Origin of the sequence: Mesorhizobium sp. M0011 (assembly GCF_040324155.1) — a bacterium.
Classification (GTDB): Bacteria; Pseudomonadota; Alphaproteobacteria; order Rhizobiales; family Rhizobiaceae; genus Mesorhizobium.
In genome coordinates this window covers 1-23,983 of record NZ_JAMYVQ010000048.1, presented here as the reverse complement: position 1 = coordinate 23,983, position 23,983 = coordinate 1, and the positions used below count along the sequence as shown (strand labels likewise).

Below are 23,983 nucleotides of genomic sequence, written 5' to 3'. Positions count from 1 at the left end.
GGCGCCACATCGGCCACCTCGTCGAAACCATCGAGGCAGCCGAATGCAAGAACTACTTCGAAAACGCAGGCTACGCTTCCGTCAAAATATGAAACGCTCTAGGGTCTCCGCGACGTCGCTTCGCGACTGCTTCGCCCTAGGATGACGAACGAAGAGGAGAGGCTTCAGCTAATTTCGAAGCGATCAGACCCTCCCTGCGTCAAGCCTCTAATTGAACACCGCTTCGTAAAGCCGCCCGGTCGCATCGGCGGCGACCGGCACGATGAAGATCTCGTGGCTGCCGCTTTCCCCCGTGAAAAGATAGGTCGCCTGCGGCAATGCGATTTCGCGCGGGCCTTTGAACAGCAGCGAGAAACCGCCACCCGGGCGCGGGCTGGCGGCGATGGGCTTGACCGCGCTCAGTTCGAGCGGGATCTGCCGGCCCCCGGCTTCGACGGTGAAGGTTTGTCCCTGCTCGAAATCCGACACCGACGCCATTCCGTTTCCCTCAATCTGTCCGCTGGAGCGGTTCAGCGTTCGGATCGCTGATCCGGCTTTTGTTTCTTCGCAATTGCCAAGGGAAAACCGCTCCACACTTTTCCTGGAATTTGCTCCAGCGGAGGCACTGTCGCCGCTTCGCCGCAAGCTGTCCAGAGGCGGGCAGGCCGGCGGTCGCGCTCCCCAAGACAATCGGCCGCCGCAAAACCCCAAAATACAGCACCGCCTGTCCTTTTATGCGCGCAAGAGACGCTGTAGTACTTTGTTCCTGCGCGGGATTCCTTTCGATCCAAGATCAGCGCAAACAAGCATAGATCCCGGCTTCGGGACCATTGGCAGCCTGATGGGCGTGCGGGAGACGGATGATGGCGGATGCAAAGACGAACGGGACGGGCGATGCGTTGCCGCTGTTCTATTCGAGGCCCGAGGCGCTCAATCCGGCGCGGCACGGCTCGCTTGGCCTGACCGCGCGCAGCGACTTCGGCTTCGCCCGCTCTGCGCACGCCATTCCGGTGGTCGCGTCGGAAATGCCGGCGGCGATGCGCTCCTACCCGATCGTCTTTATCGGCCCGGCCAAGTCGCCGGTGATCATCACCGGTGTGCGCCAGAACGAGAACCTGTTCGTCGATGCCGACGGCAAATGGACCGCGCCGCACTACATCCCCGCCTATGTCCGCCGCTATCCCTTCATCTTGGCCGAAGACCCGACATCGGCCGGCCGGCTGACGCTGTGCGTCGAACGGGCCAGCGACCGGGTCGTCGACCAGTTGCCGGCGCCGTCCCGCGATGACAAGATCCTGCCGTTCTTCACCGGCAACGAGCCGACCGAAGCGACCAAACAGGCGCTCGCCTTCTGCAACCAGTTCCAGATCGACTTCAGAGCCACCCGCGAGATGGTCGAAAAGATCGATGCACACAGCCTGTTTTCACCGCGCCAGAGCAAGGTGACGCTGGAAGGCGGCGAGGTGCTCAACCTCACCGATTTCCAGGTGATCGACGAGCCGGCCTTCAACAGATTGAGCGACGAGGCGTTTCTCGACCTGCGCAAATCAGGCGCGCTCGGCCTGCTCTATTGCCACCTCGCCTCGACCAACAGCTGGACCTCGCTGGTGCATCAGGCGTCGCTGCGAAGGCGGATGGGGGCGAAGAGCGCCTGAGGAAAACGGTGCGGTTTTCTCGGCGTAACCTTCCACTCGATGCGTCCGGGCGGACAGCCGGCTAGGCAGCAACCCTTCTGTCGTGCCGCCCTTCGCTGATCTCCTCGGCGAGCTTGTCGCAGAACGCCTCGAGATCGCCGGGGTTGCGGCTGGTGACAAGTCCCTGGTCGGTAACGACCTTGCTGTCCTCCCACAGACCGCCGGCGTTGATCACATCGGTCTTGATCGATTTGTAAGATGTGACCCGGCGACCCCTTACGATGCCGGTCTCGATGAGAAGCCAGGGCGCATGGCAGATCGCGCCGACGACCTTCTTGGCCGACCAGAACGATTCGATGAAGCCCAGGGCCTTTCGCTCGACACGCAGCAGATCGGGATTGATGACCCCGCCGGGCAGGACGATCGCGTCATAGGCGTCCGCTCGCGCCTCATCCAAAGTCTTGTCGACGGGAACTTCTCGGCCCCAGTCCTTGAGATCCCAGCCTCTGATCTTGCCGCTTGCGAGCGACACGACATCGACCTTGGCGCCCGCCTCGCGCAGCTTCTTCAGCGGCACCTCAAGTTCGGATTGCTCGAACCCGTTCGTCGCCAGGATAGCGACGTGCTTGCCGGAAATGTCCTGCATGGCTTTCTCCATCGTTGCGTTGATGGAGCGCTAACGAGGCGAGGCGGGAACCGTTCCTCGCTGTAATTTTATGTGACTCCTGGGGAATTCCGCCGAAACTCTTAGCCAGGCAAGCCCAAAAACGAAAAAGCCGCGGAGTTCCGCGGCTTTTCGATGCTTAGTCCCCTGGAGGAAACTGGAGCGGGTGAAGCGATTCGAACGCTCGACCCCAACCTTGGCAAGGTTGTGCTCTACCCCTGAGCTACACCCGCTCGCACGGCGTCTTGGCCGCAAGCCGGGCCTATATGGCTGAAGAGCGCGGCGATTGCAACAGGGAAATCGCAGGCTTTTTGTGACACGCCGCGCCGGGCCGGCAAGCCGCCGGCGGGCGGCGGGGCGCCAGCGCGAAGGGCGGTGCCGCTCCCCATGATGTCGCATGACGGTCTTGTGTCGGCTGCCCCATTGGCCGTAAACGGCTGGCTTGAGAAACGGAACGAAACCGATGCCGAAGACCGAAGCCGATTTGATGGCCTTTCTCGCTGAACTCGGGATTGCCGCCTCGACGAAGCGCCATCCGCCGCTCTACACGGTCGCGGATTCGCAGGCGTTGCGCGGCGAAATCGCCGGCTCGCACACGAAGAACCTGTTCCTGAAGGACAAGAAGGATAATTTCTTCCTGGTCACCGTCGGCGAGGACGCGGTCGTCGACCTGAAGCAGATCCACCAGGTGATCGGCGCCGCCAGCCGGGTCTCCTTCGGCAAGCCGGAGATGCTGATGGAGCTGCTCGGCGTCACACCGGGCGCCGTGACGGTCTTTGGCGTCATCAACGACACGGCAAACAGGGTCAAGCTCGTGCTCGACAAGGATTTGATGGAGCATGCGGTGATCAATGGGCATCCGCTGACCAATGAGGCGACGACATCGATCGCGGCGCGGGACCTGATCAGATTCGTCGAGGCAACCGGGCACGATGCTGCTATCTTGAAAGTCTCCGTGTGATCGCCACATGGATGGCTTGAGTCAGATGGTCTGAAGCATAGGGCGCCTGGCCGCCGGCCGGCGGCGCCACGGAAGGGTAAAGAGATGAGCGACAACAATCCGTTCGGCGGCTCCTTTGGCGGTAATGGCGGCCAGTACACCACCTCGGTGCAGTATGGTGGAGCGGCGCCGGCGCCGGCGAAAGTCGCGCTTGGCGATGCGCCCGCCGCTCCCGCCGATGTGATCAAGGACACGACGACGGCTGCCTTTGCCGCCGATGTCATCCAGGAATCGCGCCGCCAGCCGGTGCTGGTCGATTTCTGGGCGCCCTGGTGCGGGCCTTGCAAGCAGCTGACGCCGCAGTTGGAGAAGGCGGTCAAGGCCGCCGGCGGCAGGGTCAAGCTGGTCAAGATGAACATCGACGACCATCCCTCGATCGCCGGCCAGCTCGGCATCCAGTCTATCCCGGCGGTCATCGCCTTCAAGGACGGCCAGCCGGTCGATGGCTTCATGGGCGCCATCCCGGAGAGCCAGATCAACGAATTCATCACCAAGGTCGGCGGCAAGGGCAATGGCGCGCCGCCGGTGGCGGAAGCCCTGGCCGCGGCGACCGAAGCGCGCGAGGCCGGCGACATGCAGACCGCGGCCGACATTTATGACGCCATCCTGGCGCAGGCGCCGGAGACGATCGAGGCGATCGCCGGACTGGGCGAACTGTTGTTCGACGCCGGCGACACGGAAGGCGCCGAGGCGCTTTTGGCAACAGCCCCGGAGGCCAAGAAGGATGCGCCGCCGCTGGCAGCCCTGCGCGCCAGGATGGCGGTTGCGGCGCAAGCGGCGGCTCTCGGCAATCCAGCCGAGTTCGAGCGCCGGCTGGCGGAAAATCCTGGGGATCACCAGGCGCGCTTCGATCTGGCCATGATCCAGAACGCCAACGGCGACCGCACCGCGGCCGCAGACAATCTGCTGGCCATCATCAAGGCCGACCGAAGCTGGAACGAGGATGGCGCCAGGACGCAATTGCTGCAGCTGTTCGAGGCATGGGGCATGACCGACGAGGCAACGCTTGCCGCGCGCCGCAAATTGTCGGCATTGCTGTTTTCCTGAGCCGTTTACCGGTTGTTTTGCCGCACGGGCTTGGCGTCGGCCATGACTGCGCCAGATTAGAACTGCGATGACGCGCTTCTGGTGAAGCGATCGGAGGAATATGGTGCAAGCGGGAAACGCGCATTACCGGCTCGCCAAGGATTTGCCGTCGACGATCCCGATCTTTCCGCTCGAGGGTGCGCTTTTGCTGCCGGGAGGCCGCATGCCGCTCAACATCTTCGAGCCGCGCTATCTGCAGATGGTGGACGAGGCGATTGCCGGCTCGCGGCTCATCGGCGTCATCCAGCCCAGTCTCGACGGCGCCTTGCGCGGCGATGGCGAGCCGGAGCTCTGCAATGTCGGTTGCGCCGGGCGCATCATCGCCTTTTCCGAGAGTGGCGACGGCCGCTACCTGATTTCGCTGCAGGGCGTGTGCCGGTTCCGCATCGCCCACGAATTGACGGTCAAGACGCCGTTTCGCCAGTGCAAGCCCGCGCCTTTCCTTGCCGATCTCGACGAGGATCAGGCGGACAACGAGATCGACCGGCCATCGCTGCTCAAGGCGTTTCGCGCCTATCTGCAGGCCAACGATTTGGAGGCCGACTGGGAAAGCGTCAGCCGCGCCGAAAATGCCATGCTGGTCAATGCGCTGTCGATGATGGCGCCCTACGGGCCGGCCGAGAAACAGGCGCTGCTCGAAGCAGCCGACCTGAAGACCCGGGCGGAGACGCTGATCGCCATCACCGAAATGGCGCTGGCGCGCGAGAATGAGGATTTTGGCTCGAGTTTGCAGTAAGAGGGCGCGATGGCGGACGGACGTGACGAGAGGAAGGTCGACCCCAAGCTGCTGGAGCTGCTGGCCTGCCCGCTGACCAAGGGGCCGCTGGCCTGGGATCCAGAGCGCGGCGAACTGATTTCCAGGGTCGCCAAGATTGCCTATCCGGTGCGTGACGGCATCCCGATCATGCTGCCCTCCGAGGCGCGGACGCTTTCGGTGGAGGACGTGCTCGCCCCGCCGCCGCCACGCTTGGGTGGGCCGGGCTGAGTTCTTGCACCACAGGCTGGCGAGGTGGGCGGGACAGCACCCCCCTCTGGCCTACCGGCCATCTCCCCCGCAAGGGGGGAGATTGGATGTAGTCTCGGCTTTCGCTAATCTCCACGGTTGCTGGAATGTGCGAAAGCGCCAAAGCTGCCAATCTCCCTCCTTGCGGGGGAGATGTCCGGCAGGACAGAGGGGGGTGCTGTCCCGCTGCCATCGAAGTTTTTGACACTACTGAAAATTCCGCCCCTTGGGCATGACCCTTTCCGCTTCTTCCGACAGCGTTGCGAGATCCTGCCGGATCGGTGCGCTTTGTTCGGCGGGGCTGGAGTGATCCGAACGCTCCTTGGCGAGGTCTCCCGGAGGAGCCGCTGGTGCGGCTTCGCTGACCTTCTCCAGAAGCACGGTCAGCCAGGGCGTCAGATCCTCGATCCTCTCGGCGACGATGTGGACCACGCCCGATTCCGACTGCAATTTTCCGGTGACCTTGACGAAACGGGCACCCATGACGATGGGTCGGTAACGGTCGAAGGTTCTTTGCCAGAAGATGACGTTGGCCACCGCCTTGTCGTCTTCCAGCGTCAGGAAGATCGCGTTGCCCTTGCCGGGACGCTGCCGCACCAGCACGAGGCCGGCGACGGAGACGCGCCTGCCATCGCGCACGGAAGGCAGGTTCGCATTGGGGATGACGCCGGCGCGGTCGAGCCGCTCGCGCAGGAAGGCGACCGGATGCGCCTTCAGCGACAGGCCGAGCGCGCGGTAATCATGGATGACATGCTCGCCGAGCGGCATTTTCGGCAGCTTCGTCTCGGGCTCCAGCTCGCGCAGGCGAAGCGCCGGCTGGTCGAACAGCGGCAGCCTTTCGGCGGCGCTCTTGCCGTCGAGCGCGCGCACCGCCCACAACGCTTCGCGACGATCAAGGCCGAGCGAGCGGAAGGCATCGGCCTGCGCCAGTTTTTCGATCTCGCCGACATCAAGGCCGGAGCGCAGCCAGACATCCCGGACGGATCCGTAGCCTGAGCCGCGCCGTTCGACGAAGGCCGCCATGCGCTCCTTCGACAGGCCCTTGATCTGGCGGAAGCCGAGCCGGACGGCATGCTTCGTCTCGATGACGCCGCGCATTTCGGCATGGCGCGGGAGGATACGGGCCGGATCGAACGGCGCCTTTTCCAGCGTACAATCCCACACCGAAAAATTGACGTCGACGTCGCGAATGTCGACGCCATGGTCGCTTGCGTCGCGCACCAACTGGGCCGGCTGGTAAAACCCCATCGGCTGTGAATTCAGGATCGCGGCGCAGAACACGTCGGGATAGAAGGTCTTGAACCAGCAGGAGGCATAGACGAGCAGGGCGAAGGAAGCGGCATGGCTTTCGGGAAAGCCATATTCGCCAAAGCCCTCGATCTGCTTGAAGCAGCGCTCGGCGAAGTCCTTCGTGTAGCCTTTGTCGACCATGCCTTCGATCATGCGGCGACGATAATTGCCGATGGTGCCGGTGCGCTTGAAGGTGGCCATGGCACGGCGCAGTTCATCGGCCTCGCCCGGCTTGAAGCCGCCGGCAACGATGGCGATCTTCATCGCCTGTTCCTGGAACAGCGGCACACCAAGCGTCTTGCTGAGGATCGCCTCCAGCTCCGGCTTTTGATACTCGGCCTGCTCCTTGCCTTGCCGGCGGCGCAGATAGGGGTGGACCATGTCGCCCTGGATCGGGCCCGGCCGCACGATCGCCACCTCGATGACAAGGTCATAAAAGGTTTTCGGCTCAAGGCGCGGCAGCATCGACATCTGGGCGCGCGATTCGATCTGGAAGACGCCGAGCGTGTCGGCGCGGCAGATCATCTTGTAGACCTGCTTGTCCTCCGGCGGCAGGGTGGCCAGCACATAGGGCTGCCCATACGGGTCCCTCGCCTTTGGATAATGCTCAGTGAGCAAGGTGAAGGCGCGTTGCAGGCAGGTCAGCATGCCGAGCGCCAGCACGTCCACTTTCAGGATTTTCACTGCGTCGAGATCATCCTTGTCCCACTCCACCATCTTGCGCTGGTCCATCGCCGTCTTGACGATGGGCACGATCTCATCGAGCCGGTCCCTTGTGATGACGAAGCCGCCGACATGCTGCGACAAATGGCGGGGAAACCCCATGATCTCGTTGGCGCGTTCCATCACATGCCGAGACACCGGATCGGTGCGGTCGAGGCCGCCGGCGCGGGCTTCCTTCTCGCCGAGCTCCGAGGTCGACCAGCCCCAGATCGAGCCGGAAAGGGACGTCCTGATATCCTCGGACAGGCCCATTGCCTTCGACACTTCGCGCAGCGCCGACCGGCCGCGATAGCTGATGACGGCGGCGGCAAGTGCTGTGCGCTTGCCGCTGTATTTCGTATAGATGTATTGCATCACCTCTTCGCGTCGCTCATGCTCGAAGTCGACGTCGATATCCGGCGGCTCGTTCCTCTCCTCGGAAATGAAGCGCTCGAAGAGCGTATCGATCTTGTCGGGTCCGACTTCGGTGATGCCGATGCAGAAGCAGATGATCGAATTGGCGGCCGAACCACGTCCTTGGCAGAGAATGCCCTGGCCACGGGCGAATTTGATGATGTCGTAGACGGTCAGGAAATAGCGGGCGTAGTTGAGGCGCTCGATGAGAGTGAGCTCTTCCTGGATGCGCTTGATCACCGAATCCGGCACACCCGCCGGATAGCGGTTGGCCGCTCCCTCCCGAGCCAGCCGCTCCAGTTCAGCCTGTGGGCCAAGACCCGATTCCGTCGGCTCGTTCGGATAATTGTACTGAAGGTCGCTCAACGAAAAGGTCAATTCTTCCGCAAACCGCAAGGTCTCGGCCAATGCTTGCGGATGCCTGCGGAACAGGCGCGCCATCTCCATTGGCGGCTTCAGATGACGCTCGGCATTGGCGGTGAGTTGCAGCCCGACCTCGGCGACGGGCGTGTTGAGGCGGATCGCGGTCAGCACGTCCTGCAGCGGGCGCCGTTCGGCCGTGTGGTAGAGAACGTCGTTGGTCGCCATCAGCGGAATACCGACGCTCTCGGCAAGAGCCGCGGCCTGCTCGATGCGGAAACGGTCATTGCCGGCGTAGTCGGGCGAAACGCCAAGCCGCAGGTTCCTGCCGAAGCGGCCTTTGAGGCCTCGAAGCAGGGGAAGACTATCTTCCGCGCCCGCCGACAGACCGGGCAGGACTGCGAGTGACATCAGGTCACCCCATTCGAGGAGGTCGCCGCGCTGGAGAAGGGTGGCGCCTTTTTCGTTCTCGTCGCGCAGATTGGCTTGGGTGAGCATGCGGCACAGATGCCCCCAGCCCTTGCGGTCCTGGGGATAGGCGAGGATGTCCGGCGTGCCGTCGCCAAAAACCAGCCGGCAGCCGGGATGATAGGAGAGTTTTTCGACCTTGGCCTGCTGCCAGGCGCGCACCACGCCGGCCACCGTGTTGCGGTCGGCAAGCCCGATCGCCGAGAAGCCCAGGAGCTTGGCCGCGACCACCAGCTCCTCCGGCTTGGAGGCGCCGCGCAGGAAGGAGAAATTCGACTGGATGCCGAACTCGGCAAAGGGAATGACGGTCAGCGCGTTCATGCGAAGACACCATGCATGAACCAGCGCGGCGGCACCTGCGTGTTGCCGTAAAGACCTTGCCGGTAAAGCCAATAGCGGCGACCATCGGCGTCCTCGATACGGAAATAGTCGCGGGTTGACGTGATCGGATCGCTCGCTGCCTCGCGCCACCATTCGGCGGCGATGCGTTCCGGCCCTTCGGCGCGCGTGACCCGGTAGAGCGCGCGCCGCCAGCGGAAGTTCAGCGGTGGTCCTTCCGGCATTTCAGTGGCCGGCACATCGATGGGTTCGGGCGAGCGGAACAGCCGGATCGGCCGTTCCGGCGGAAAAATGGTTTTTGGTGCCTGCAGCCTGTCCGGCTTCTTCGGCGGCGTGGTCCGGCGCGGCGCTTCGGTGAAGGGGATCGTGGCGACGGCACGCTCCGGCAGATGGCTTTCGACCGCGACCGGCCGGAGAACCGCCCCCTCGCCGAGCCGGGCGCGGATGCGGTCGGCGAACAGCGCGATATCGGCACCGTCGTCGGTCGTTTCGCCAGTCAGATCGGCCTGCTGCATGCCGAAGGTGGCTGCCGCCAACACCGAGAGCCGCACCAGATCGAAACCATAGCCGGCATCGATATCCTGTTCGAGCGCGGCCAACCTTTCATGGAACAGTTTCTGGATCAGCATGGGTTCGCGCATCGGCCGCGAGGTGCCGAGGGCGATGCGGCTGACGGCGCCGTCGACGCGAAAGAGCAGCAGCGCCAGTGTCCTGGCACCCTCGCCGCGGCGCTCGAGATCGGTTTTCAAGGTCGCCGCCAGCATGCCCACCAGCCGTTCGATGTCCTCGGTCAGGGTGATGGGTTCGGCGAGGTGGCGTTCGACCGAAAGCGGCGCGACGGGAAGGCGCGGCGACACCGCTTCGTCGAGACGGCCAAGCGCCTGATCGAGGCGCAGGAGCAGCAAGGCGCCAAAGCGGCGGGCGAGCGGCGCGCGCGGTGCCGCCATGACGGCGCCCGCCGTGCGCAGGCCGACGCTTTCCAAGCTGGTGCGGGTCGCCGGCTCAATGCGCAGCGCGGCCAGCGGCAGGGGTGCCAGCAGCGCTTCCTCCTCGCCTGGCACAATGATGCGGTCGCCGCAAAACCGTGCCGCCGCCCAGGCCGCGCCCGGCGTCGCGGCAAGCCCGGCACGGACATCGAAACCCTGATGGAAGAAGCGCGACAGGATGTCGTCCAGCATGGCACGTTCGCCGCCGAACAGATGGGTGCAGCCGGTGACGTCGAGAAACAGGCCGTCCGCGCCATCCAGCGCCACCAGCGGGGTGTAGCGGTCGCACCAGTCGGCAAGGCCTTCGAGCAGACGGCGGTCGGCTTCCGGATCGGCCTCGACGATGTCGATCGACGGATGCATGGCGCGCGCATCGGCGATGCCCATGTCGCGCTTCAGGTGCAGCGCCTCAGCCCGCTCGTCGAGGGCCGAGATGCGCTGTGCGTTGCGGTCGCGATGGCTGATCACGAGCGGCGGGTGAGATGGGTGATCCGACGGCCGGGAACGCCAGGACCGCCCCAGACGCTGGCGCAGGACCCTTTCCGCCGCCAGATAGGGAAACCACAGGGACAGGATTCTTTGGCCGGTTTCTTCCCCCACCTGCTCCTTCGTCGCCCGCTCTTTCGTCGCCCGCTCTTTCGTCGAATGCGCATTCATCGGGATTCCACTCCAGTGTGAATTGTCCAGGCAGGGCCGTGCGGCTCTTGCCGATGGTGAGGGTGAAGGCCGGGCGGCCGATCGAGCCGGCCAGCGGCCCGGCGATGGTGTCGCGCGGCACCGCCGGTGCCGACGTGACGATGAGGCGGACGGGTGCCGCCGTCGGTTCGGGCTCGGCCGCCTGCCGCAGCAGGAACACCGGGCGGCCGGCCGCTTGCGCCCTTGCATGCAGCCGGCGTGTCGCGGTCAGGTCAAGCCGCTGCGGATTGCCGCGAATTTCGAGGATGACCGCGGCGAGCGCCGTCATCCGGGCCGCCTCCTCGGCGACCCACAGCGCATCGACAAGTCTCGGTGCCTCGGAAAACAGCAATTGCTCCGGCTCGATGCCGAACGAGGCGTGAAGCCCCCTGGCATAGGGAAAGCCGGCCTCGCGAAAGATCTCCGATGTGCCGATCCACAGCACCGGCAGCCCCGGCGTTTGCTTGAGGATCAGGCTTGTGAGCGACAAAGCGAAGCCGGCGACGGCCCCGGCATCGCGGGTTTGCGTACCATGGATTTCGCTCAGGGCGGCCTTCGGCAGGCCGCCGCTCAGGGCGGCGTCGAGGCGCTCGACCCCAATAGGCAGGAACGCATCCGGCAACGCCGCGGCAATGCCGCGCCGGACGATTGTGAGATCGGTGTTGACGTCGGCATCAAAGGGCGCGGCGGCCGGCGCAGCCAAGCGCTCGGGCAGCGTTCCCTCGATTTTCGCGATCTGGCGGCGCAGGGCAAACACAGTCTCCCGCGCCACGGCGGTCATCGCCATGACGGTCAGCTTCCACTCACATTGTTCCTGTTATGTTCCCTATAGATTCCAGAGCGCATCTCAAGAGTCAAGCAGACACATGGGGAATTTATTCCTCTCCGCGCGGATGGCGCAGGCGCATCGGCCCGTGTCATTTGCCGATTACGGTGCGAAAGCCTATATGCCGGGATCAAAGGACAAAGCATGGCCCGCATCTACAAGACCCGCACCTGGCACGACGAACTCTCGCCCTCGATGGACGAAATGGAGTTCCTGGCGCTGGAGGCGTACGCCCATCTGCCGGAGGATTTTCGCAAGCTGACCGGCGAGATCGTCATCCAGATCGCCGAGTTCCCGACCGACGAGATCATGGACGATCTGTCGTTGGAGACGCCGTTCGACCTGCTCGGCCTGTTTGAGGGACGCGGCATCGCCGAGCGCTGGAACCCGCAGACCGGCGAAGGCCCGAACCGGATCACGCTCTACCGCCGCGCCATCCTCGACTACTGGTCCGAGAACGAAGAGACGCTGGGCGACATCGTCACCCACGTGCTGATCCACGAGATCGGTCACCATTTCGGCCTGTCGGACGATGATATGGAGAAGATCGAAGAGGCGGCGGAATAGCTGGTTCTGCGTCGCGTGAAATGTCCATTCCTATCCAGTCGGTCCAGAACCCAGCGGCGGCAAGGGTTTCTGGGATCTCGCTTCAGATAGGTTGGTCATTCGGCTGATGAAAAGATGCAGCGCCTTGCGCACGGCGAGCGATGGCGGCTCGGACGGATGCCACTCCGGAAAATGACCATCAACCACCATTCGTGCCAACCCATAGACAAAGGCACGAGCGGCAAGAACCAGATGATCGAAATCCGCGTTCGCAGCCAGTTGACCCTGGTGTTGCGCTTGGGTCAGCAGGTCGATCATCTTCCGGCGAATGGCCTCATTCTGACCGCGAAGACTGTCCGACGCGTCGAAATCAATCAGGGTTCGGGAACTGATGATCTGGAAATGCGTGGGATTGGCGATCGCCCATTCCAGATAGCCTTGTCCGATTGCTTCGAAGGCCACGATGGGATCCGCGCTGTCGACTGCTGAAAGTGCATTGGCAACGGCCTCTGTCAGCCGGTTCATGGCCTGTTCGGCGACCGCGGTCAGCAGCGCTGTTTTCGACTGAAAATGCCGGAAGGGGGCGCCGGGGGAAACGCCGGCCCGCTTTGCGGCTTCGCGCACGCTTACATTGTCGGGGCCGCCTTCCTCGACAAGTTGAATTGCAGCATCGATCAACGTGTCGCGCAAATTGCCATGGTGGTAGCCGGTGCGGCGAGGCGTCTTGGCGTTTGCCATCTCTTTTCCTTCGTTCCGTAGAGCTGCTTCACGCGTTTGTAGCACGATCCGCGATTTATGTAATCACTGTTTACAATGCAGACAAGAGCATGTAAGCAGTGATTACAGATGGGATCGGAACAGGCCTGCGGTCTTCGCGGCTCCCGTTTTCCCAGTTGAGGAGACGACCATGCTCGCCACAACCGCCGAACCCCGCCGTCCGCAATCGACTATTTCGCTTCGGAGTCCAGCCGAAGAAGCTCAACACAAGGAGAATTCCACGACCATCCAGTCGAGCGCGGCTGTGCCCAGCGCTACGCTTTATCGGCTTGCCTCCGCGGCCGGCGTCGGAAGCGCGCTTATTCTCCTGGTCAACGCGGCCAAACGCAGCTCGCTCATCGCGACCACCGATCTGACGCAACTTCTCGCACCGGTCGCCGAGATATTGGCGCTTGGTCTTGTCGTCGGCCTGTTTCTTGCGTTTGGCCGGCGCGCGGGCCTGTTCGGCACCATCGCGTTTGTCATCAACTTCGTTGCACTGGCAAGTTTGGTCGGTGTGGAAGTGGTGATCAATCTGGTATTTTCGAAACTTCCGCTGACAACCATCATCGATCTGCGCGCTGGCCCTCTCGGGCTGGCTCTGGTCGCCAGTTCGGTTCTTTTTCTGCTTGGGACGCTGGCGTTTGTAATCTCTCTTGTCGTTGCAAGAGGCGTGCCGCGCATTCCGCTCGCCATTTATTTCATTGGCGCAGTGCCTGTCGCTCTCCGTGCGCTCGTGCCGGAGTGGGCTCTCGACCTGGGCCTGGTGACGCTTGCGGCAGCGATAGCCTGGCTGGCTGGCTGGCTGTGGATGCGAGCGCCGACTACCAGTCGCTGAGCTTGGTGTCGGGCCCGTATTCCTGGCCGTCGATATCCTTGACCACGGCCTGGCCGCAACGCATCGTCTTGGCCTTCTTGTCGTAGGCATAGGTCGGCGAGCCGAACAGGTGCCAGCCCTTGTTCAGCGCCGCCGTCACCTTGTGGCAGAAGCTGGCATCGTCCGGAGCAGACAGAAAGCGGTAGAGTTTCATTGTTCAATTCCTGTCGTGAATAGCCATAGCCCGCTTACATCCATCGAGCATTTATGACCCGATGGCGGCTGCCTTCGCCAGCAGTTTTTCGGCCTGCGCCAAGTGCAGCCGCTCGACCATCCTGCCGTTCAGCGCGATCACGCCCTTGCCGGCATTTTCCGGCAGCGCGAAGGCTTCCTTCACCGAGCGCGCCTCGGCCACCGCTTCCATGGACGGCGCAAAGGCTCGGTTCGCGGCTTCGATCTGGGCCGGGTGGATAAGGCTCTTGCCGTCGAACCCCATGGCTGCGGCTTCCGCGCATTCATGGGTGAAAGCGTCGAGGTCACGAAAATCGTTGGAGACGCCGTCGAGCATGTCGATGCCGCCGGCGCGCGCGGCCAGCACCATCTGCATCAGCCATGGCACGAGGTAGCGTCGATCAGGCGTTGCCAGAATGCCGGTCTCCTTGACCAGATCATTCGTTCCGGCAACGAAACAATTTAGCCGCGAGGCCGGATCACGGCCAAGCTCGGCGATGGCGCCGATGTTGAGCAGCGCCTTGGGCGTCTCGATCATCGCCCATAGTTTCACGCTATCGGGGACAAAATTGTCGTCAAGCACATCGCCGGCCTCGAGCAGGTCGCGCGGCGTGTCGACCTTGGGCAGAAGGATGCCGTCGGGCTCACAGCATGCGGCAGCCAGCAGGTCGTCGGCGCCCCATTCGCTTGATATCGCATTGATGCGCACGATCATCTCGCAGCGTCTGCCAATATGGCTGGCAACGGGATGGCCGGCGAAAATGCTGGCCAGTTTTTCGCGGGCAGTGATCTTGTCGGCCGGAGCGACGGCGTCTTCCAGGTCGATGATGACTGCGTCGCAGGCAAGCTGCGCGATCTTGGCCAAGGCCTTGTCGTTGGAGGCCGGGATGTAGAGCACGGAGCGGCGCGGGCGATAGGTTTCCATGGGTGATCTATGCCGCCTGCGGGCGGTCGAGGCAAGCGCCCGACTTGTACCTGAGGCGAGCCAATCGCGAAAGCTGGTGCTGCCCCTCACCGTCCTGCCGGACATCCCCGTAAACGGGGCGAGAGTAGCTGGCCGCAACGCCGGCGCCTTTCTTGCGACGCTGGAGATTGGCGAAACCGGAGATAAGAGCATCCCTCGCCCCGTTTACGGGGAGAGGATGCCGGCAGGCAGGCGAGGGGCAGCGCCCACGTTAGAAAGATGGCGAATTCAACCTCAATTGCCTGCACGAAAACTGCACAGGCTTGCGGAAAACCTCCTCGGATCCGCCCTGCCGTCTCCCCGCCGCCCTGCGAGACAGGCACCATGCAAAAGAGAGCAAAACCCCGTCTGCCTCACCGGCTGCGCAGCGAAGGCTGGTGGCTAGCCGATCCGCCGCGCGCGAACGCCACGGCGATCCTCATTCCCTTTGTCCGCAGAACCCCGCCGGCAATCCGGCCGGACGCCATCACGAAGGCCAGGTCATGATATCCTTCTTCACCGCCGCGCCAGGCTATTGCAGCCGCTTCGGTGTCGCCATCCTGCTGGCAGCACTTGCGGATTCTCTCTTTTATGGCCAACCCGCCGGCATCACGGTTTTCCTGTTTGCCACCTGATTGCCGCCGCGGTGGTCGCCGTGCATCCCGCGGCCTTCAGCGACGGCAGGGTCTGGCTCAAGCCCGCCGCCCTGCTTGTCGCGCTGCTGCCGCTCGCCGAGAACATCAGTGCCTTGTCGGTCTCGATCGCGCTAGCGGCCCTGGTCGTCTTCGCGCTTTCGCTGAGCGGACGGCTGCGACCTGGTATCGCGCGTATTGCCGGCCAGATCGCGCTGTTCGGGCTGGCGGCGCCGTTCCGCTTCGCCAACGATTTCATCCGCTGGCGCAAGACGGCGCGCCGGTTCGGCCGACGGCGCATCCGGCTGGCGGCGATCGCCGTCTGGGTGATGCCGCTGACGCTGGGTGCGGTCTTCCTGGCGCTGTTCGGCGCCGCCAATCCGGTGATCGACTACTGGCTGTCGCTGATCGACCTCGTGAGGCTGCTCGATCTTATCCAACTGGCGCGGATTGCCTTCTGGCTGTTCGTGCTAGCTGCTGTCTGGGCTTTTCTGCGGCCGCGCCTGCCGCGCCTGGTTCGTCGCATCCCGCACGCGGCGCCGGCCGTCAGCGCTCAAGCCGACAAAACCGTCACCACCATCGAAGACATCCTGTTCGGCAAGGCCGCCATCCTGCGCGCCCTGATCGTCTTCAACGTCCTGTTTGCGCTGCAGACGGCGCTCGACGCCACCTATCTGTGGGGCGTGGCGGCCCTTCCGGACGGGCTGAGCTACGCGGCCTACGCGCATCGTGGCGCCTATCCCTTGATCGTCACTGCGCTGCTTGCCGCCGGCTTCGTGCTGGCGGCGCTGCGGCCAGGCAGCGAGACATCGGCCGATCCGCTCATCCGCCGCCTGGTCTATGCCTGGGTGGCGCAGAACATCATGCTGGTCATTTCGTCGATCCTGCGGCTCGACCTCTATGTCGGCATCTATGCATTGACCTACTGGCGCGTCGCCGCCTTCGTCTGGATGGGGCTGGTCGCATCGGGGCTTGCCCTGATCATCGCCCGCATCGCACTGGGAAAATCCAACGAATGGCTGCTGTCCGCCAATCTTCTGACGTTATCTCTGGCGCTTTATGCCGGCTGTTTCATCAATTTTGCAGCGACGATCGCCAACTACAATGTCGACCATTCCCTCGAAATGACCGGCCAGGGCATTCCCCTAGACGCCTGGTATCTTCACTCGCTCGGTCCGGGCGCGTTTCCCGCACTCGATCGGTTCCTCGAGCAGCAGGGCAAGACGGCGGCCGCCGGCACTGTCCGCGAACTGGCTGGCGTGCGCGGCAGCGATGAAATCTGGTATCGAACTATCCAGCAGAACTGGCGGGCCTGGAGCTTTCGCGACTGGCGGCTGCTTCGATATCTCGACACCAAGGGGCCGTTCGTGATTCCCTCCGCAATCGAACTTTCCATGCCGGGCCGCTGATCCATGCCGCATCACATCCTCGTCGCCGACGATGACCCGCACATCCGCGAGGTGATCTGCTTTGCGCTGGAAAAGGCCGGCATGAAAACGACAGGGGTGGCCGACGGTGCCGCCGCCCTGCAAGCGATCGGCCGCCGGGCGCCGGATCTTGTCGTGCTCGACATCGGCATGCCGGAGATGGACGGGCTGGAGGTCTGCCGGCGACTGCGGCACACATCCGATGTGCCGGTGCTGTTCCTGTCCGCGCGCGACGAGGAGATCGACCGCATCCTCGGGCTCGAAATGGGCGGCGACGACTATGTAACGAAACCATTCAGCCCGCGCGAGCTGGTCGCCCGCGTCAACGTCATCCTGCGGCGCGCCCGCCCGGCGGCGCCCGAACCGGTCGACGACAGGCAGTTTTCGCATGGCAAACTGGCTCTGGCGCCGGCCAGTCACGCTGCCAGCTTCGATGGCAAGGCGCTTGCCCTGACGGGGATCGAATTCTCGATTTTAAAAGGGTTTCTGACGCGGCCCGCGCATGTGCTCGACCGCGACGCAGTGATGGCCAGCGCCTATGCCGCAAACATCCATGTCGCCGGCCGCACCGTCGACAGCCATATCCGCAACATCCGCGCCAAGCTGGCAGCAGTGGGTTGCCTGGATGTTATCGAGACGGTGCATGGCGTCGGCTTCCGGCTCGGCCGATGCGGCTGACGACTTCCGGCAAATGGATCGGCCGCAAATGGCGGCCACGGCTTGCCACGGTCGTCGTCGCCATCCTGATCATGGTGATGGCCCTGCCATTGGTCGGCTTGTTCTTCTTCCGTCTCTACGAGAACCAGCTGATCCGCCAGACCGAAGCGGAGCTGATCGCGCAAGGGGCGGCCATCGCCGCCATCTATGCGCAGGATGTGCGTGACGCCGGTATTGCGGCGGACAAGCTCGGCGCGCCGATGCCGGGGCCAAGCGGGGATTCAAGCCGAAGCGTCAATCCGGACCCGCTCTACAGGCCAATCGAGCCGCAACTCGATCTTGCCTCGGATTATGTGCTGCCGACCCGGCCGGCGGCGATGCCTGCGATCGTCGATCCCACCTTTGCCGCGATCGGTACCCGTCTGTCCGGCATTCTCGACGCCACGCAGAAAACCACGCTGGCCGGCTTCCGGCTGCTCGACGCCCGGGGCGTCGTCATTGCCGGACGGGGCGAGGTCGGCCAGTCGCTCGGTGCGGCCGAAGAGGTGCGCGCAGCGCTTGCCGGTCACTATGCCAGCGCGCTCAGGCTGCGCATTCCCGACCAGCCGGCGCCACCGCTCTATTCGGTCAGCCGCGGCACCAAGGTGCGGGTCTTCGTCGCTTTGCCGGTCGCCGTCGACGGCAAGGTCGCCGGCGTCGTCTATGTGTCGCGGACGCCCAACAACATCATCAAACATCTCTATGGCGAACGCGGCAAGGTGACCTTGGCGGCGATTGCCATTCTCGGCGGCACGCTGCTCATCGGTCTCATCTTCCTGCGCACCGTCAGCCGGCCGATCTATGCGCTGATCGACCGCACCGAGCGCATCGCCGCCGGCGACCGCACGGCGATCCGGCCGCTCGACCATCACGGCACGCGAGAGATGGCGGAGCTGTCCGCAGCCTTCCTCGACATGGCCGAAAAGCTTCAGGCGCGGTCGGACAGCATCCAGACTTTCGCCACCCATGTCTCGCACGAGCTCAAATCGCCGCTGACGGCGATCCAGGGCGCGGCCGAACTGCTGCGCGATTCCGGTGGCGCTATGGACGATACGGAGCGGCGGCGCTTTTCCGACAATATCGTCACCGACGCCGGGCGGCTCAATCTGCTGGTTCGCCGTCTGCTCGACCTAGCGCGTGCCGAAAACCTGGCGCCGAGCGGCGAAAGCACATCGATCGGTGCGGCGCTGGCGCTGCTGCCCGTCGACAACAGGCTGGCGGTTTGCGTCGGAGCCGGCGGCGACATCAGATTGCGCATATCGGCCGAGAACGCCGCTATCGTGCTGGCCAATCTCATCGACAATTCGGCCAGGCACGGCGCGACGGCGGTTTCTGTCTCCGCTACGAGCGCCGACGGCAAGGCGAGCATCCTGGTCAGCGACGACGGCGCCGGCATTTCGCCGAGCAATCGGGCGCGCATTTTCGAGCCGTTCTTCACCACGCGGCGCGAACAGGGCGGCACCGGCATGGGGCTCGGCATCGTGCTGGCCCTCCTGAAAGCGCATGATGGTATGATCGCGCTGGTTGACAGCGAACGCGGCACGCGCTTCGAGATCATTGTGCCGGTGGCGTGACGGACACCATCGGCCGGATCGGAGAAAAAATGCGCTACGACATCGTCATCATCGGTGGAGCCATCGTCGGCTCCTCGGTCGCCTATTACCTGCGTGAGCAAGGGTTTTCCGGCACGATCGCGCTGGTCGAGCGTGATCCGCAATTCGCGCATGCGGCAACGACGCTGTCCATGGCTTCGATCCGCCAGCAATTCTCGATCCCGGAAAACATCCGCCTGTCGCAGTTCACGCTAAAACTGTTCCGGCGGCTGAAGGAAGAGTTCGGGGATGATGCCGATATCGGCTTTCGCGAGGGCGGCTACCTCATCCTTGCCGGCGAGGACGGCTTGCCGATCCTCAAGAGCAATCACGAGGCGCAGATCGCGGAGGGCGCCGACATCGTGCTCGAGGATGCCGACCAGCTTACGCGCCGGTTCCCGTGGCTGTCGACCGAGGGCATTTCAGCCGGCGCCTATGGCCGCACCGGCGAAGGCTGGTTCGACGCGCATGCGATGCTGACGCTGTTCCGAAAGGCGCTGCGGCAGAAGAAAGTCGATTTCATCGCCGCCGATGTCACCAGCATCGCGCGCGATGGCAACCGCGTCACGGGAGTGAGCCTCGGCAATGGCGAGACGCTGAAGGCCGGCATCGTCGTCAACGCCGCCGGCCCGAACGCCGGCAAGGTGGCTGCCATGGCCGGACTTGAACTCCCGGTCGAGCCGCGCAAGCGCAATGTCTTCGTCTTCGAGGCGCGCGAGAAATATGCCGATATGCCGCTGCTGGTCGATCCCTCCGGCATCTATGTCCGTCCGGAAGGCTCGGTCTATCTCACCGGCGGCGCCGAACCGGAGGAAGGCGACCGCGCACCCGATCCCGGCGACTTCGAGGTAAACTGGCCGCTGTTCGAAGAGGTGATCTGGCCGGTGCTGGCGACCCGCATTCCCGCCTTCGAGGCAATCAAGCCGACCCGCGCCTGGGCCGGCCACTACGACTACAACACGCTCGACCAGAACGCGGTGATCGGTCCGCATCCCGAAGTCGGCAATTTCATCTTCGCCAACGGATTCTCCGGCCACGGCCTGCAGCAGGCGCCGGCGGTCGGCAAGGCGCTGGCCGAACTGATCGTGCATGGTGGCTACCGCACGGTGGACTGCTCGGCGTTCGGGTATGGCCGTGTCGCGGAAGGGCGGGCGTTTCGGGAATTGAATGTGATTTGAGCGATCAGCGCAGACCGCCGTTCTGTCGAGTTCCCGCCCACCCCCCTCTGGCCTGCCGGCCATCTCTCCGGGAAGGAGGGAGATCGGCAGCTTCAGCGCCTTGCTCTTTCCTGCGACGCAGGAATTGGCGAAAGCGGTTGAGCGCTCAATCTCCCCCCTTGCGGGGGAGATGTCCGGCAGGACAGAGGGGGGCGCTGTCCCGCTAGCCGTTGCAAGTCAGGTGACCGCACGTCAGCCCTTGCGGTCGAACCAGAAGGCATCCGCCATGCGCTTCATGCCGATACGTTCGTAGAAGCCTACGGCATCGGGCATGGAGATCAGGCTGATGGCGACCGACGGTCCAAGCTGCCGCCGCGCCTCGTCCATCAGGCCCTTGCCTATGCCGAGCCCCTGCGCCGATTGGGAAACGGCGAGTTCGGAGATATAGCAGACCCAGGAGAAGTCGGTGATGCCTCTGATCACGCCGACCAGCGGCTTGCCTTCGACGTCGAGACGCGCGGTCAGCACCAGGTTGGCGCCCGACAGCATCGCCCGCAGCCGTGCTTCATCATCGACCGGTCGTGTCTCGCCGAGGCCGGATTCGACCAGCACGCGCCGGAATTCGGCGATGTCGAGCGCGGCTTCGCTGTTATAGAGGACGTGTGCGTTTTCTGCCATGGCCGTCAGACTGCACCATCGGGCTGGCTTGTGCCACCATGCACGAACAGTTGCCTTTTATTTGCCGCCGGCTTTGTGTAAACCGGCGTCAGCAAATTCCCCCGCAACGAAAACACGGGCAAAAGCCATGGAAAAGTTCACCAAGCTCACCGGCGTCGCCGCTCCGATGCCGATCGTCAATGTCGACACCGACATGATCATCCCGAAGGATTACCTCAAGACGATCAAGCGCACCGGGCTCGGCACCGGCCTGTTCGCCGAAATGCGCTACAAGGACGATGGCTCGGAAAACCCGGATTTCGTGCTCAACAAGCCGGCCTACCGCAAGGCGCAGATCCTGGTCGCCGGCGATAATTTCGGCTGCGGTTCCAGCCGCGAGCACGCACCATGGGCGCTGCTCGACTTCGGCATTCGCTGCGTCATCTCGACCTCGTTCGCCGACATTTTCTACAACAACTGCTTCAAGAACGGCATCCTGCCGATCACCGTCAGCCCCGAGGATCTCGAGAAGCTGATGGACGACGCCTCGCGCGGCTCCAATGCCACCGTGTCGGTCGACCTCGAAGCCAAGGAAATCCGTGGTCCCGACGGCGGTGTCGTGACCTTCGACCTCGACGACTTCAAGCGGCACTGCCTGCTCAACGGGCTCGACGACATCGGCCTGACCATGGAGAAGGCCGGCGCCATCGCCTCGTTCGAGAAGCGAAACGCCGAACAGCGCCCCTGGGCCTGAGCGGTACACACTCCAGGCGGAGGCCCGGCCGCTTTTCAGGCCTTCGTTGCGCCGGGTTCGTTGCGACTGAGTGGAGGGACAGTCATGACACGTTTGCTTCTTGCCGGCGTTTGCGGGCTGGCCTTGTTGCTGGGGCAAACCGTGAGCGCGTTTGCGCAGACACAGGCACCCGCCACCCAGCCGGCCCCGGCGACGGACCAGCCGTTCGCCGATCAGGGGACGAACGCCGCCGACGCTGCCGATGACGACAAGCAGGCGCCCGTCCCTTTCGAAGGCGGCACGCTGACCATCACCCAGAAGGAACAGTATGGCGAGAAGGTGCTTGCCTATGACGGCCAGCAGCTGGCCACGAACTATGACGTCTTCTTTGACAGAATCGTGGAAGTCGGCGGCGTCAAGGTGGCGCTGTTCGATGTCGGCGACGGCGGCAACCAATGCGGGCCGGCGACGGTGATCGTCTGGAAACCGGAAGGTGGCACGATCCAGAGCACAATGGTCGAGCAGGACCAGTGCGGCGCCCCGCCCTCGGCGGTGTCCGACAATGCCATCTATTTCGTGCCGTATCTGTTGCCGGGGGATGAGAAACCGGCTTTGCAATGGTCGCCGACCGATGGGCTGACGATTTCGGGCAACCTGACCTACATGCCGGAACCCGGCACGGACTGGAAAGACATCGATCCGGAAAAGTACCAGAACATCATCGACGCCTTCCACAACGAGGCTGTCTACAAGGAAGCCGAAAAGCTGCTGGGCAAGGACATGCCCGATATGGCGACCAGCCTGCTGGTCGGCGGCGGCACGGAAAAGACCGCTTCGGGCGCCTTCTACGCCAGCGGCTGCGTGCCGCATGACTGCGGCGGCAATGACGGCTTCATGGCGGTCGACCCGGCCCAGCACAGGCTCTATTTTGCGCGCCGCGGCGACAATGGCAAGCCGCAGGCGTGGCCTGATGTGGCGACATGGCCGGCCGATGTGAAGGCGGCACTGGACAAGGCGCTGGGGTCGGCGAACTAAGTATTTTGCGCGACGGCAGCCGCACCGTCGTCGTGTTGCGGAAAGGAATTACCCGCCGCGATCCTTCACACACCCCTCTGCCCTGCCGGGCATCTCCCCCGCAAGGGGAAATCGGCAGCTTCAGCGCTCCGCCCATCTCTGCAACGTTGGTCGTTGGCATTCGTGACATCCGATCTCCCCCCTTGCGGGGGAGATGGCCGGCAGGCCAGAGGGGGGTGCTGTCCCGCTGCATCGAAGGTTTGCACCGCCAATCCAACCTTGTTGGCCCATGGTCGGACAGGCGTCTTCCCGGCAAAATGGCCACCTCAATCCTGCGAGGACACCCATGCGAAAACTCATCTCCACCGGTTCGCCCTTCGAAAAGACCGCCGGCTATTCGCGCGCCGTGGTGCAGGGCGACTGGTGTTTCGTCTCCGGAACGACCGGTTACGACTATGCGACGATGACGATGCCGGAGACGGTGGAGGCGCAGACGCGCAATTGCCTGGCGACGATTGCCAAGGCGCTGCAGGATGGCGGTTTCGACATGGCCGATGTGGTGCGGGCGCATTACTACATCACCGACCAGGCCTTCGTGGACATCGTCTTCCCGATTCTGGGCGAGACGTTCGGCGATATCAGGCCGGCGGCGACGATGATCGTCTGCCAGCTCAACAAACCGGAAATGAAGATCGAGATCGAGGTAACGGCGCTGCGGCGCACGGCTTGAAAGGCGACCGACGATGAAAGTCCGGCGCATCGTTGCCAATATCGAGACATCGGATGCCACTGCGGCCAAGCGTTTCTATCAGGATGTCCTCGGCCTCGATGTGCTTATGGACCTTGGCTGGATCGCCACCTACGGCTCGCAAGCAAAGATGGATGTCCAGGTCAGTTTCATGGCGCAAGGCGGCTCCGAAACGCCGGTGCCGGATCTTTCGATCGAGGTCGATGATGTCGATGCGGCGCTCGGCGCCATGAAGACGGCGGGCTTCGCCATCGAATACGGACCGGCCGACGAACCGTGGGGCGTGCGCCGCTTCTATGTCCGCGATCCGTTCGGCCGGCTGGTCAACATTCTCTCGCATCGGTAGGCGGGCCACAGGACTCTATTCCGACGCGGGCGGGCCAGCAACCCCCCTCTGCCCTGCCGGGCATCTCCCCCGCAAGGGGGGAGATTGGCAGTTTTAGTCGTCCCGCCCTTCTTCCGACGCTGGCGATTGGCGAAACCCGAAGTCACATTCGATCTCCCCCCTTGCGGGCCCGTTGCGTTATTAAGTTATAGGGGCAAGGAGGGAGGGTCAGGCCAATGTGGGGTGCCTTGCGGCTCGGGTTTGAGGCCGGATTGGCTGGGGT

At 63.8% G+C, this 23,983-nt stretch carries 26 protein-coding genes and 1 tRNA gene; 16 read left to right on the top strand and 11 right to left on the bottom strand.

From position 1 onward, the window contains the following. Positions 1 to 207: 207 nt before the first annotated feature. Positions 208 to 477 carry a DUF6916 family protein gene (locus NKK51_RS30705; RefSeq protein ID WP_352555984.1) on the bottom strand — a complete coding sequence of 90 codons (270 nt, stop codon included), beginning with the start codon at positions 475 to 477 and terminating at the stop codon, positions 208 to 210. Between the two features lie 32 nt (positions 478 to 509). Then, complete coding sequence (locus NKK51_RS30700) at positions 510 to 785, bottom strand: hypothetical protein (protein WP_352555982.1); 276 nt, start codon at positions 783 to 785, stop codon at positions 510 to 512. A gap of 57 nt (positions 786 to 842) precedes the next feature. On the opposite strand from NKK51_RS30700, the gene NKK51_RS30695 reads away from it, so the two are divergent. Next, positions 843 to 1,634: a SapC family protein gene (locus tag NKK51_RS30695; protein ID WP_352555980.1), complete on the top strand. Its 792-nt coding sequence runs from the start codon at positions 843 to 845 to the stop codon at positions 1,632 to 1,634. A gap of 61 nt (positions 1,635 to 1,695) precedes the next feature. Here the strand turns inward: NKK51_RS30695 and NKK51_RS30690 are convergent, their stop codons facing one another. Continuing rightward, positions 1,696 to 2,259: a type 1 glutamine amidotransferase domain-containing protein gene (locus NKK51_RS30690; protein ID WP_023810885.1), complete on the bottom strand. Its 564-nt coding sequence runs from the start codon at positions 2,257 to 2,259 to the stop codon at positions 1,696 to 1,698. A 176-nt stretch (positions 2,260 to 2,435) separates the two neighbouring features. Continuing rightward, positions 2,436 to 2,510, bottom strand: a tRNA-Gly gene (locus NKK51_RS30685). A gap of 230 nt (positions 2,511 to 2,740) precedes the next feature. Between NKK51_RS30685 and NKK51_RS30680 the strand changes: the two genes are divergently transcribed. The 4 genes from NKK51_RS30680 to NKK51_RS30665 all read left to right on the top strand — a co-directional run bounded on the left by NKK51_RS30680 (position 2,741) and on the right by NKK51_RS30665 (position 5,348). Then, positions 2,741 to 3,238 carry a prolyl-tRNA synthetase associated domain-containing protein gene (locus NKK51_RS30680; RefSeq protein ID WP_128304309.1) on the top strand — a complete coding sequence of 166 codons (498 nt, stop codon included), beginning with the start codon at positions 2,741 to 2,743 and terminating at the stop codon, positions 3,236 to 3,238. Positions 3,239 to 3,322: 84 nt separating this feature from the next. Then, positions 3,323 to 4,324 carry a thioredoxin gene (trxA, locus tag NKK51_RS30675; protein ID WP_127297739.1) on the top strand — a complete coding sequence of 334 codons (1,002 nt, stop codon included), beginning with the start codon at positions 3,323 to 3,325 and terminating at the stop codon, positions 4,322 to 4,324. 103 nt (positions 4,325 to 4,427) lie between these two features. Beyond that, positions 4,428 to 5,099, top strand: a complete 672-nt coding sequence (locus NKK51_RS30670) for an LON peptidase substrate-binding domain-containing protein (protein WP_023810888.1) — start codon at positions 4,428 to 4,430, stop codon at positions 5,097 to 5,099. A 9-nt stretch (positions 5,100 to 5,108) separates the two neighbouring features. Further along, entirely contained in the window at positions 5,109 to 5,348 is a 240-nt protein-coding gene (locus tag NKK51_RS30665; protein ID WP_023810889.1) for a Trm112 family protein, read from the top strand. Between the two features lie 225 nt (positions 5,349 to 5,573). Here NKK51_RS30665 and NKK51_RS30660 read toward each other — a convergent pair whose 3' ends face one another. The 3 genes from NKK51_RS30660 to NKK51_RS30650 are packed head-to-tail and all read right to left on the bottom strand — an operon-like array spanning position 5,574 to position 11,387. Continuing rightward, entirely contained in the window at positions 5,574 to 8,921 is a 3,348-nt protein-coding gene (locus tag NKK51_RS30660; protein WP_352555977.1) for an error-prone DNA polymerase, read from the bottom strand. Continuing rightward, on the bottom strand, positions 8,918 to 10,393 hold the full coding sequence (locus NKK51_RS30655; RefSeq protein ID WP_023810891.1) for a DUF6504 family protein: 1,476 nt from the start codon (positions 10,391 to 10,393) through the stop codon (positions 8,918 to 8,920). Before NKK51_RS30655 ends, NKK51_RS30660 begins: the two co-directional genes overlap by 4 nt. Beyond that, entirely contained in the window at positions 10,335 to 11,387 is a 1,053-nt protein-coding gene (locus tag NKK51_RS30650) for an ImuA family protein (protein ID WP_023810892.1), read from the bottom strand. The genes NKK51_RS30655 and NKK51_RS30650 overlap by 59 nt, the downstream gene beginning before the upstream one ends. A 183-nt stretch (positions 11,388 to 11,570) precedes the next feature. Between NKK51_RS30650 and NKK51_RS30645 the strand changes: the two genes are divergently transcribed. After that, positions 11,571 to 11,993 carry a metallopeptidase family protein gene (locus NKK51_RS30645; protein WP_023763026.1) on the top strand — a complete coding sequence of 141 codons (423 nt, stop codon included), beginning with the start codon at positions 11,571 to 11,573 and terminating at the stop codon, positions 11,991 to 11,993. Between the two features lie 30 nt (positions 11,994 to 12,023). Here NKK51_RS30645 and NKK51_RS30640 read toward each other — a convergent pair whose 3' ends face one another. Next, entirely contained in the window at positions 12,024 to 12,710 is a 687-nt protein-coding gene (locus NKK51_RS30640) for a TetR/AcrR family transcriptional regulator (protein WP_352555975.1), read from the bottom strand. A gap of 169 nt (positions 12,711 to 12,879) precedes the next feature. On the opposite strand from NKK51_RS30640, the gene NKK51_RS30635 reads away from it, so the two are divergent. Continuing rightward, complete coding sequence (locus tag NKK51_RS30635; RefSeq protein WP_352555973.1) at positions 12,880 to 13,566, top strand: hypothetical protein; 687 nt, start codon at positions 12,880 to 12,882, stop codon at positions 13,564 to 13,566. Here NKK51_RS30635 and NKK51_RS30630 read toward each other — a convergent pair. Beyond that, the gene (locus NKK51_RS30630) at positions 13,553 to 13,759 is read right to left on the bottom strand and encodes a DUF1737 domain-containing protein (RefSeq protein WP_127261267.1); all 207 of its coding nucleotides are present in this window, start codon (positions 13,757 to 13,759) and stop codon (positions 13,553 to 13,555) included. The two genes, NKK51_RS30635 and NKK51_RS30630, sit on opposite strands and share 14 nt — an antisense overlap. A gap of 51 nt (positions 13,760 to 13,810) precedes the next feature. Beyond that, a complete protein-coding gene (locus NKK51_RS30625) occupies positions 13,811 to 14,701 on the bottom strand; it encodes an HpcH/HpaI aldolase/citrate lyase family protein (RefSeq protein ID WP_352555971.1) in 891 nt (296 codons plus the stop codon). 416 nt (positions 14,702 to 15,117) lie between these two features. On the opposite strand from NKK51_RS30625, the gene NKK51_RS30620 reads away from it, so the two are divergent. Genes NKK51_RS30620 through NKK51_RS30600 form a run of 5 tightly spaced genes read left to right on the top strand, consistent with a single transcriptional unit; the run spans position 15,118 to position 20,244 of the window. Next, positions 15,118 to 15,354 carry a hypothetical protein gene (locus NKK51_RS30620; protein ID WP_352555969.1) on the top strand — a complete coding sequence of 79 codons (237 nt, stop codon included), beginning with the start codon at positions 15,118 to 15,120 and terminating at the stop codon, positions 15,352 to 15,354. Between the two features lie 20 nt (positions 15,355 to 15,374). Next, a complete protein-coding gene (locus tag NKK51_RS30615) occupies positions 15,375 to 16,760 on the top strand; it encodes a DUF4153 domain-containing protein (protein ID WP_352555967.1) in 1,386 nt (461 codons plus the stop codon). 3 nt (positions 16,761 to 16,763) lie between these two features. Then, positions 16,764 to 17,456 carry a response regulator transcription factor gene (locus tag NKK51_RS30610; protein WP_128304302.1) on the top strand — a complete coding sequence of 231 codons (693 nt, stop codon included), beginning with the start codon at positions 16,764 to 16,766 and terminating at the stop codon, positions 17,454 to 17,456. After that, positions 17,447 to 19,048, top strand: coding sequence for an ATP-binding protein (locus tag NKK51_RS30605; protein ID WP_352555965.1), 1,602 nt, complete (start codon positions 17,447 to 17,449; stop codon positions 19,046 to 19,048). The genes NKK51_RS30610 and NKK51_RS30605 overlap by 10 nt, the downstream gene beginning before the upstream one ends. A 29-nt stretch (positions 19,049 to 19,077) precedes the next feature. Then, positions 19,078 to 20,244, top strand: a complete 1,167-nt coding sequence (locus tag NKK51_RS30600) for an NAD(P)/FAD-dependent oxidoreductase (RefSeq protein WP_352555963.1) — start codon at positions 19,078 to 19,080, stop codon at positions 20,242 to 20,244. Between the two features lie 231 nt (positions 20,245 to 20,475). On the opposite strand, the gene NKK51_RS30595 is transcribed toward NKK51_RS30600, so the two are convergent. Continuing rightward, positions 20,476 to 20,901 carry a GNAT family N-acetyltransferase gene (locus NKK51_RS30595; RefSeq protein WP_352555961.1) on the bottom strand — a complete coding sequence of 142 codons (426 nt, stop codon included), beginning with the start codon at positions 20,899 to 20,901 and terminating at the stop codon, positions 20,476 to 20,478. A gap of 127 nt (positions 20,902 to 21,028) precedes the next feature. On the opposite strand from NKK51_RS30595, the gene leuD reads away from it, so the two are divergent. The 4 genes from leuD to NKK51_RS30575 all read left to right on the top strand — a co-directional run bounded on the left by leuD (position 21,029) and on the right by NKK51_RS30575 (position 23,721). Beyond that, positions 21,029 to 21,634 carry a 3-isopropylmalate dehydratase small subunit gene (gene leuD, locus NKK51_RS30590; RefSeq protein WP_023810900.1) on the top strand — a complete coding sequence of 202 codons (606 nt, stop codon included), beginning with the start codon at positions 21,029 to 21,031 and terminating at the stop codon, positions 21,632 to 21,634. Positions 21,635 to 21,718: 84 nt separating this feature from the next. Further along, entirely contained in the window at positions 21,719 to 22,648 is a 930-nt protein-coding gene (locus NKK51_RS30585) for an Ivy family c-type lysozyme inhibitor (protein ID WP_352555959.1), read from the top strand. Positions 22,649 to 22,973: 325 nt separating this feature from the next. Further along, a complete protein-coding gene (locus tag NKK51_RS30580; protein ID WP_352555957.1) occupies positions 22,974 to 23,357 on the top strand; it encodes a RidA family protein in 384 nt (127 codons plus the stop codon). A 13-nt stretch (positions 23,358 to 23,370) separates the two neighbouring features. Continuing rightward, on the top strand, positions 23,371 to 23,721 hold the full coding sequence (locus NKK51_RS30575; protein WP_352555955.1) for a VOC family protein: 351 nt from the start codon (positions 23,371 to 23,373) through the stop codon (positions 23,719 to 23,721). The last annotated feature ends 262 nt before the right edge of the window (positions 23,722 to 23,983 follow it).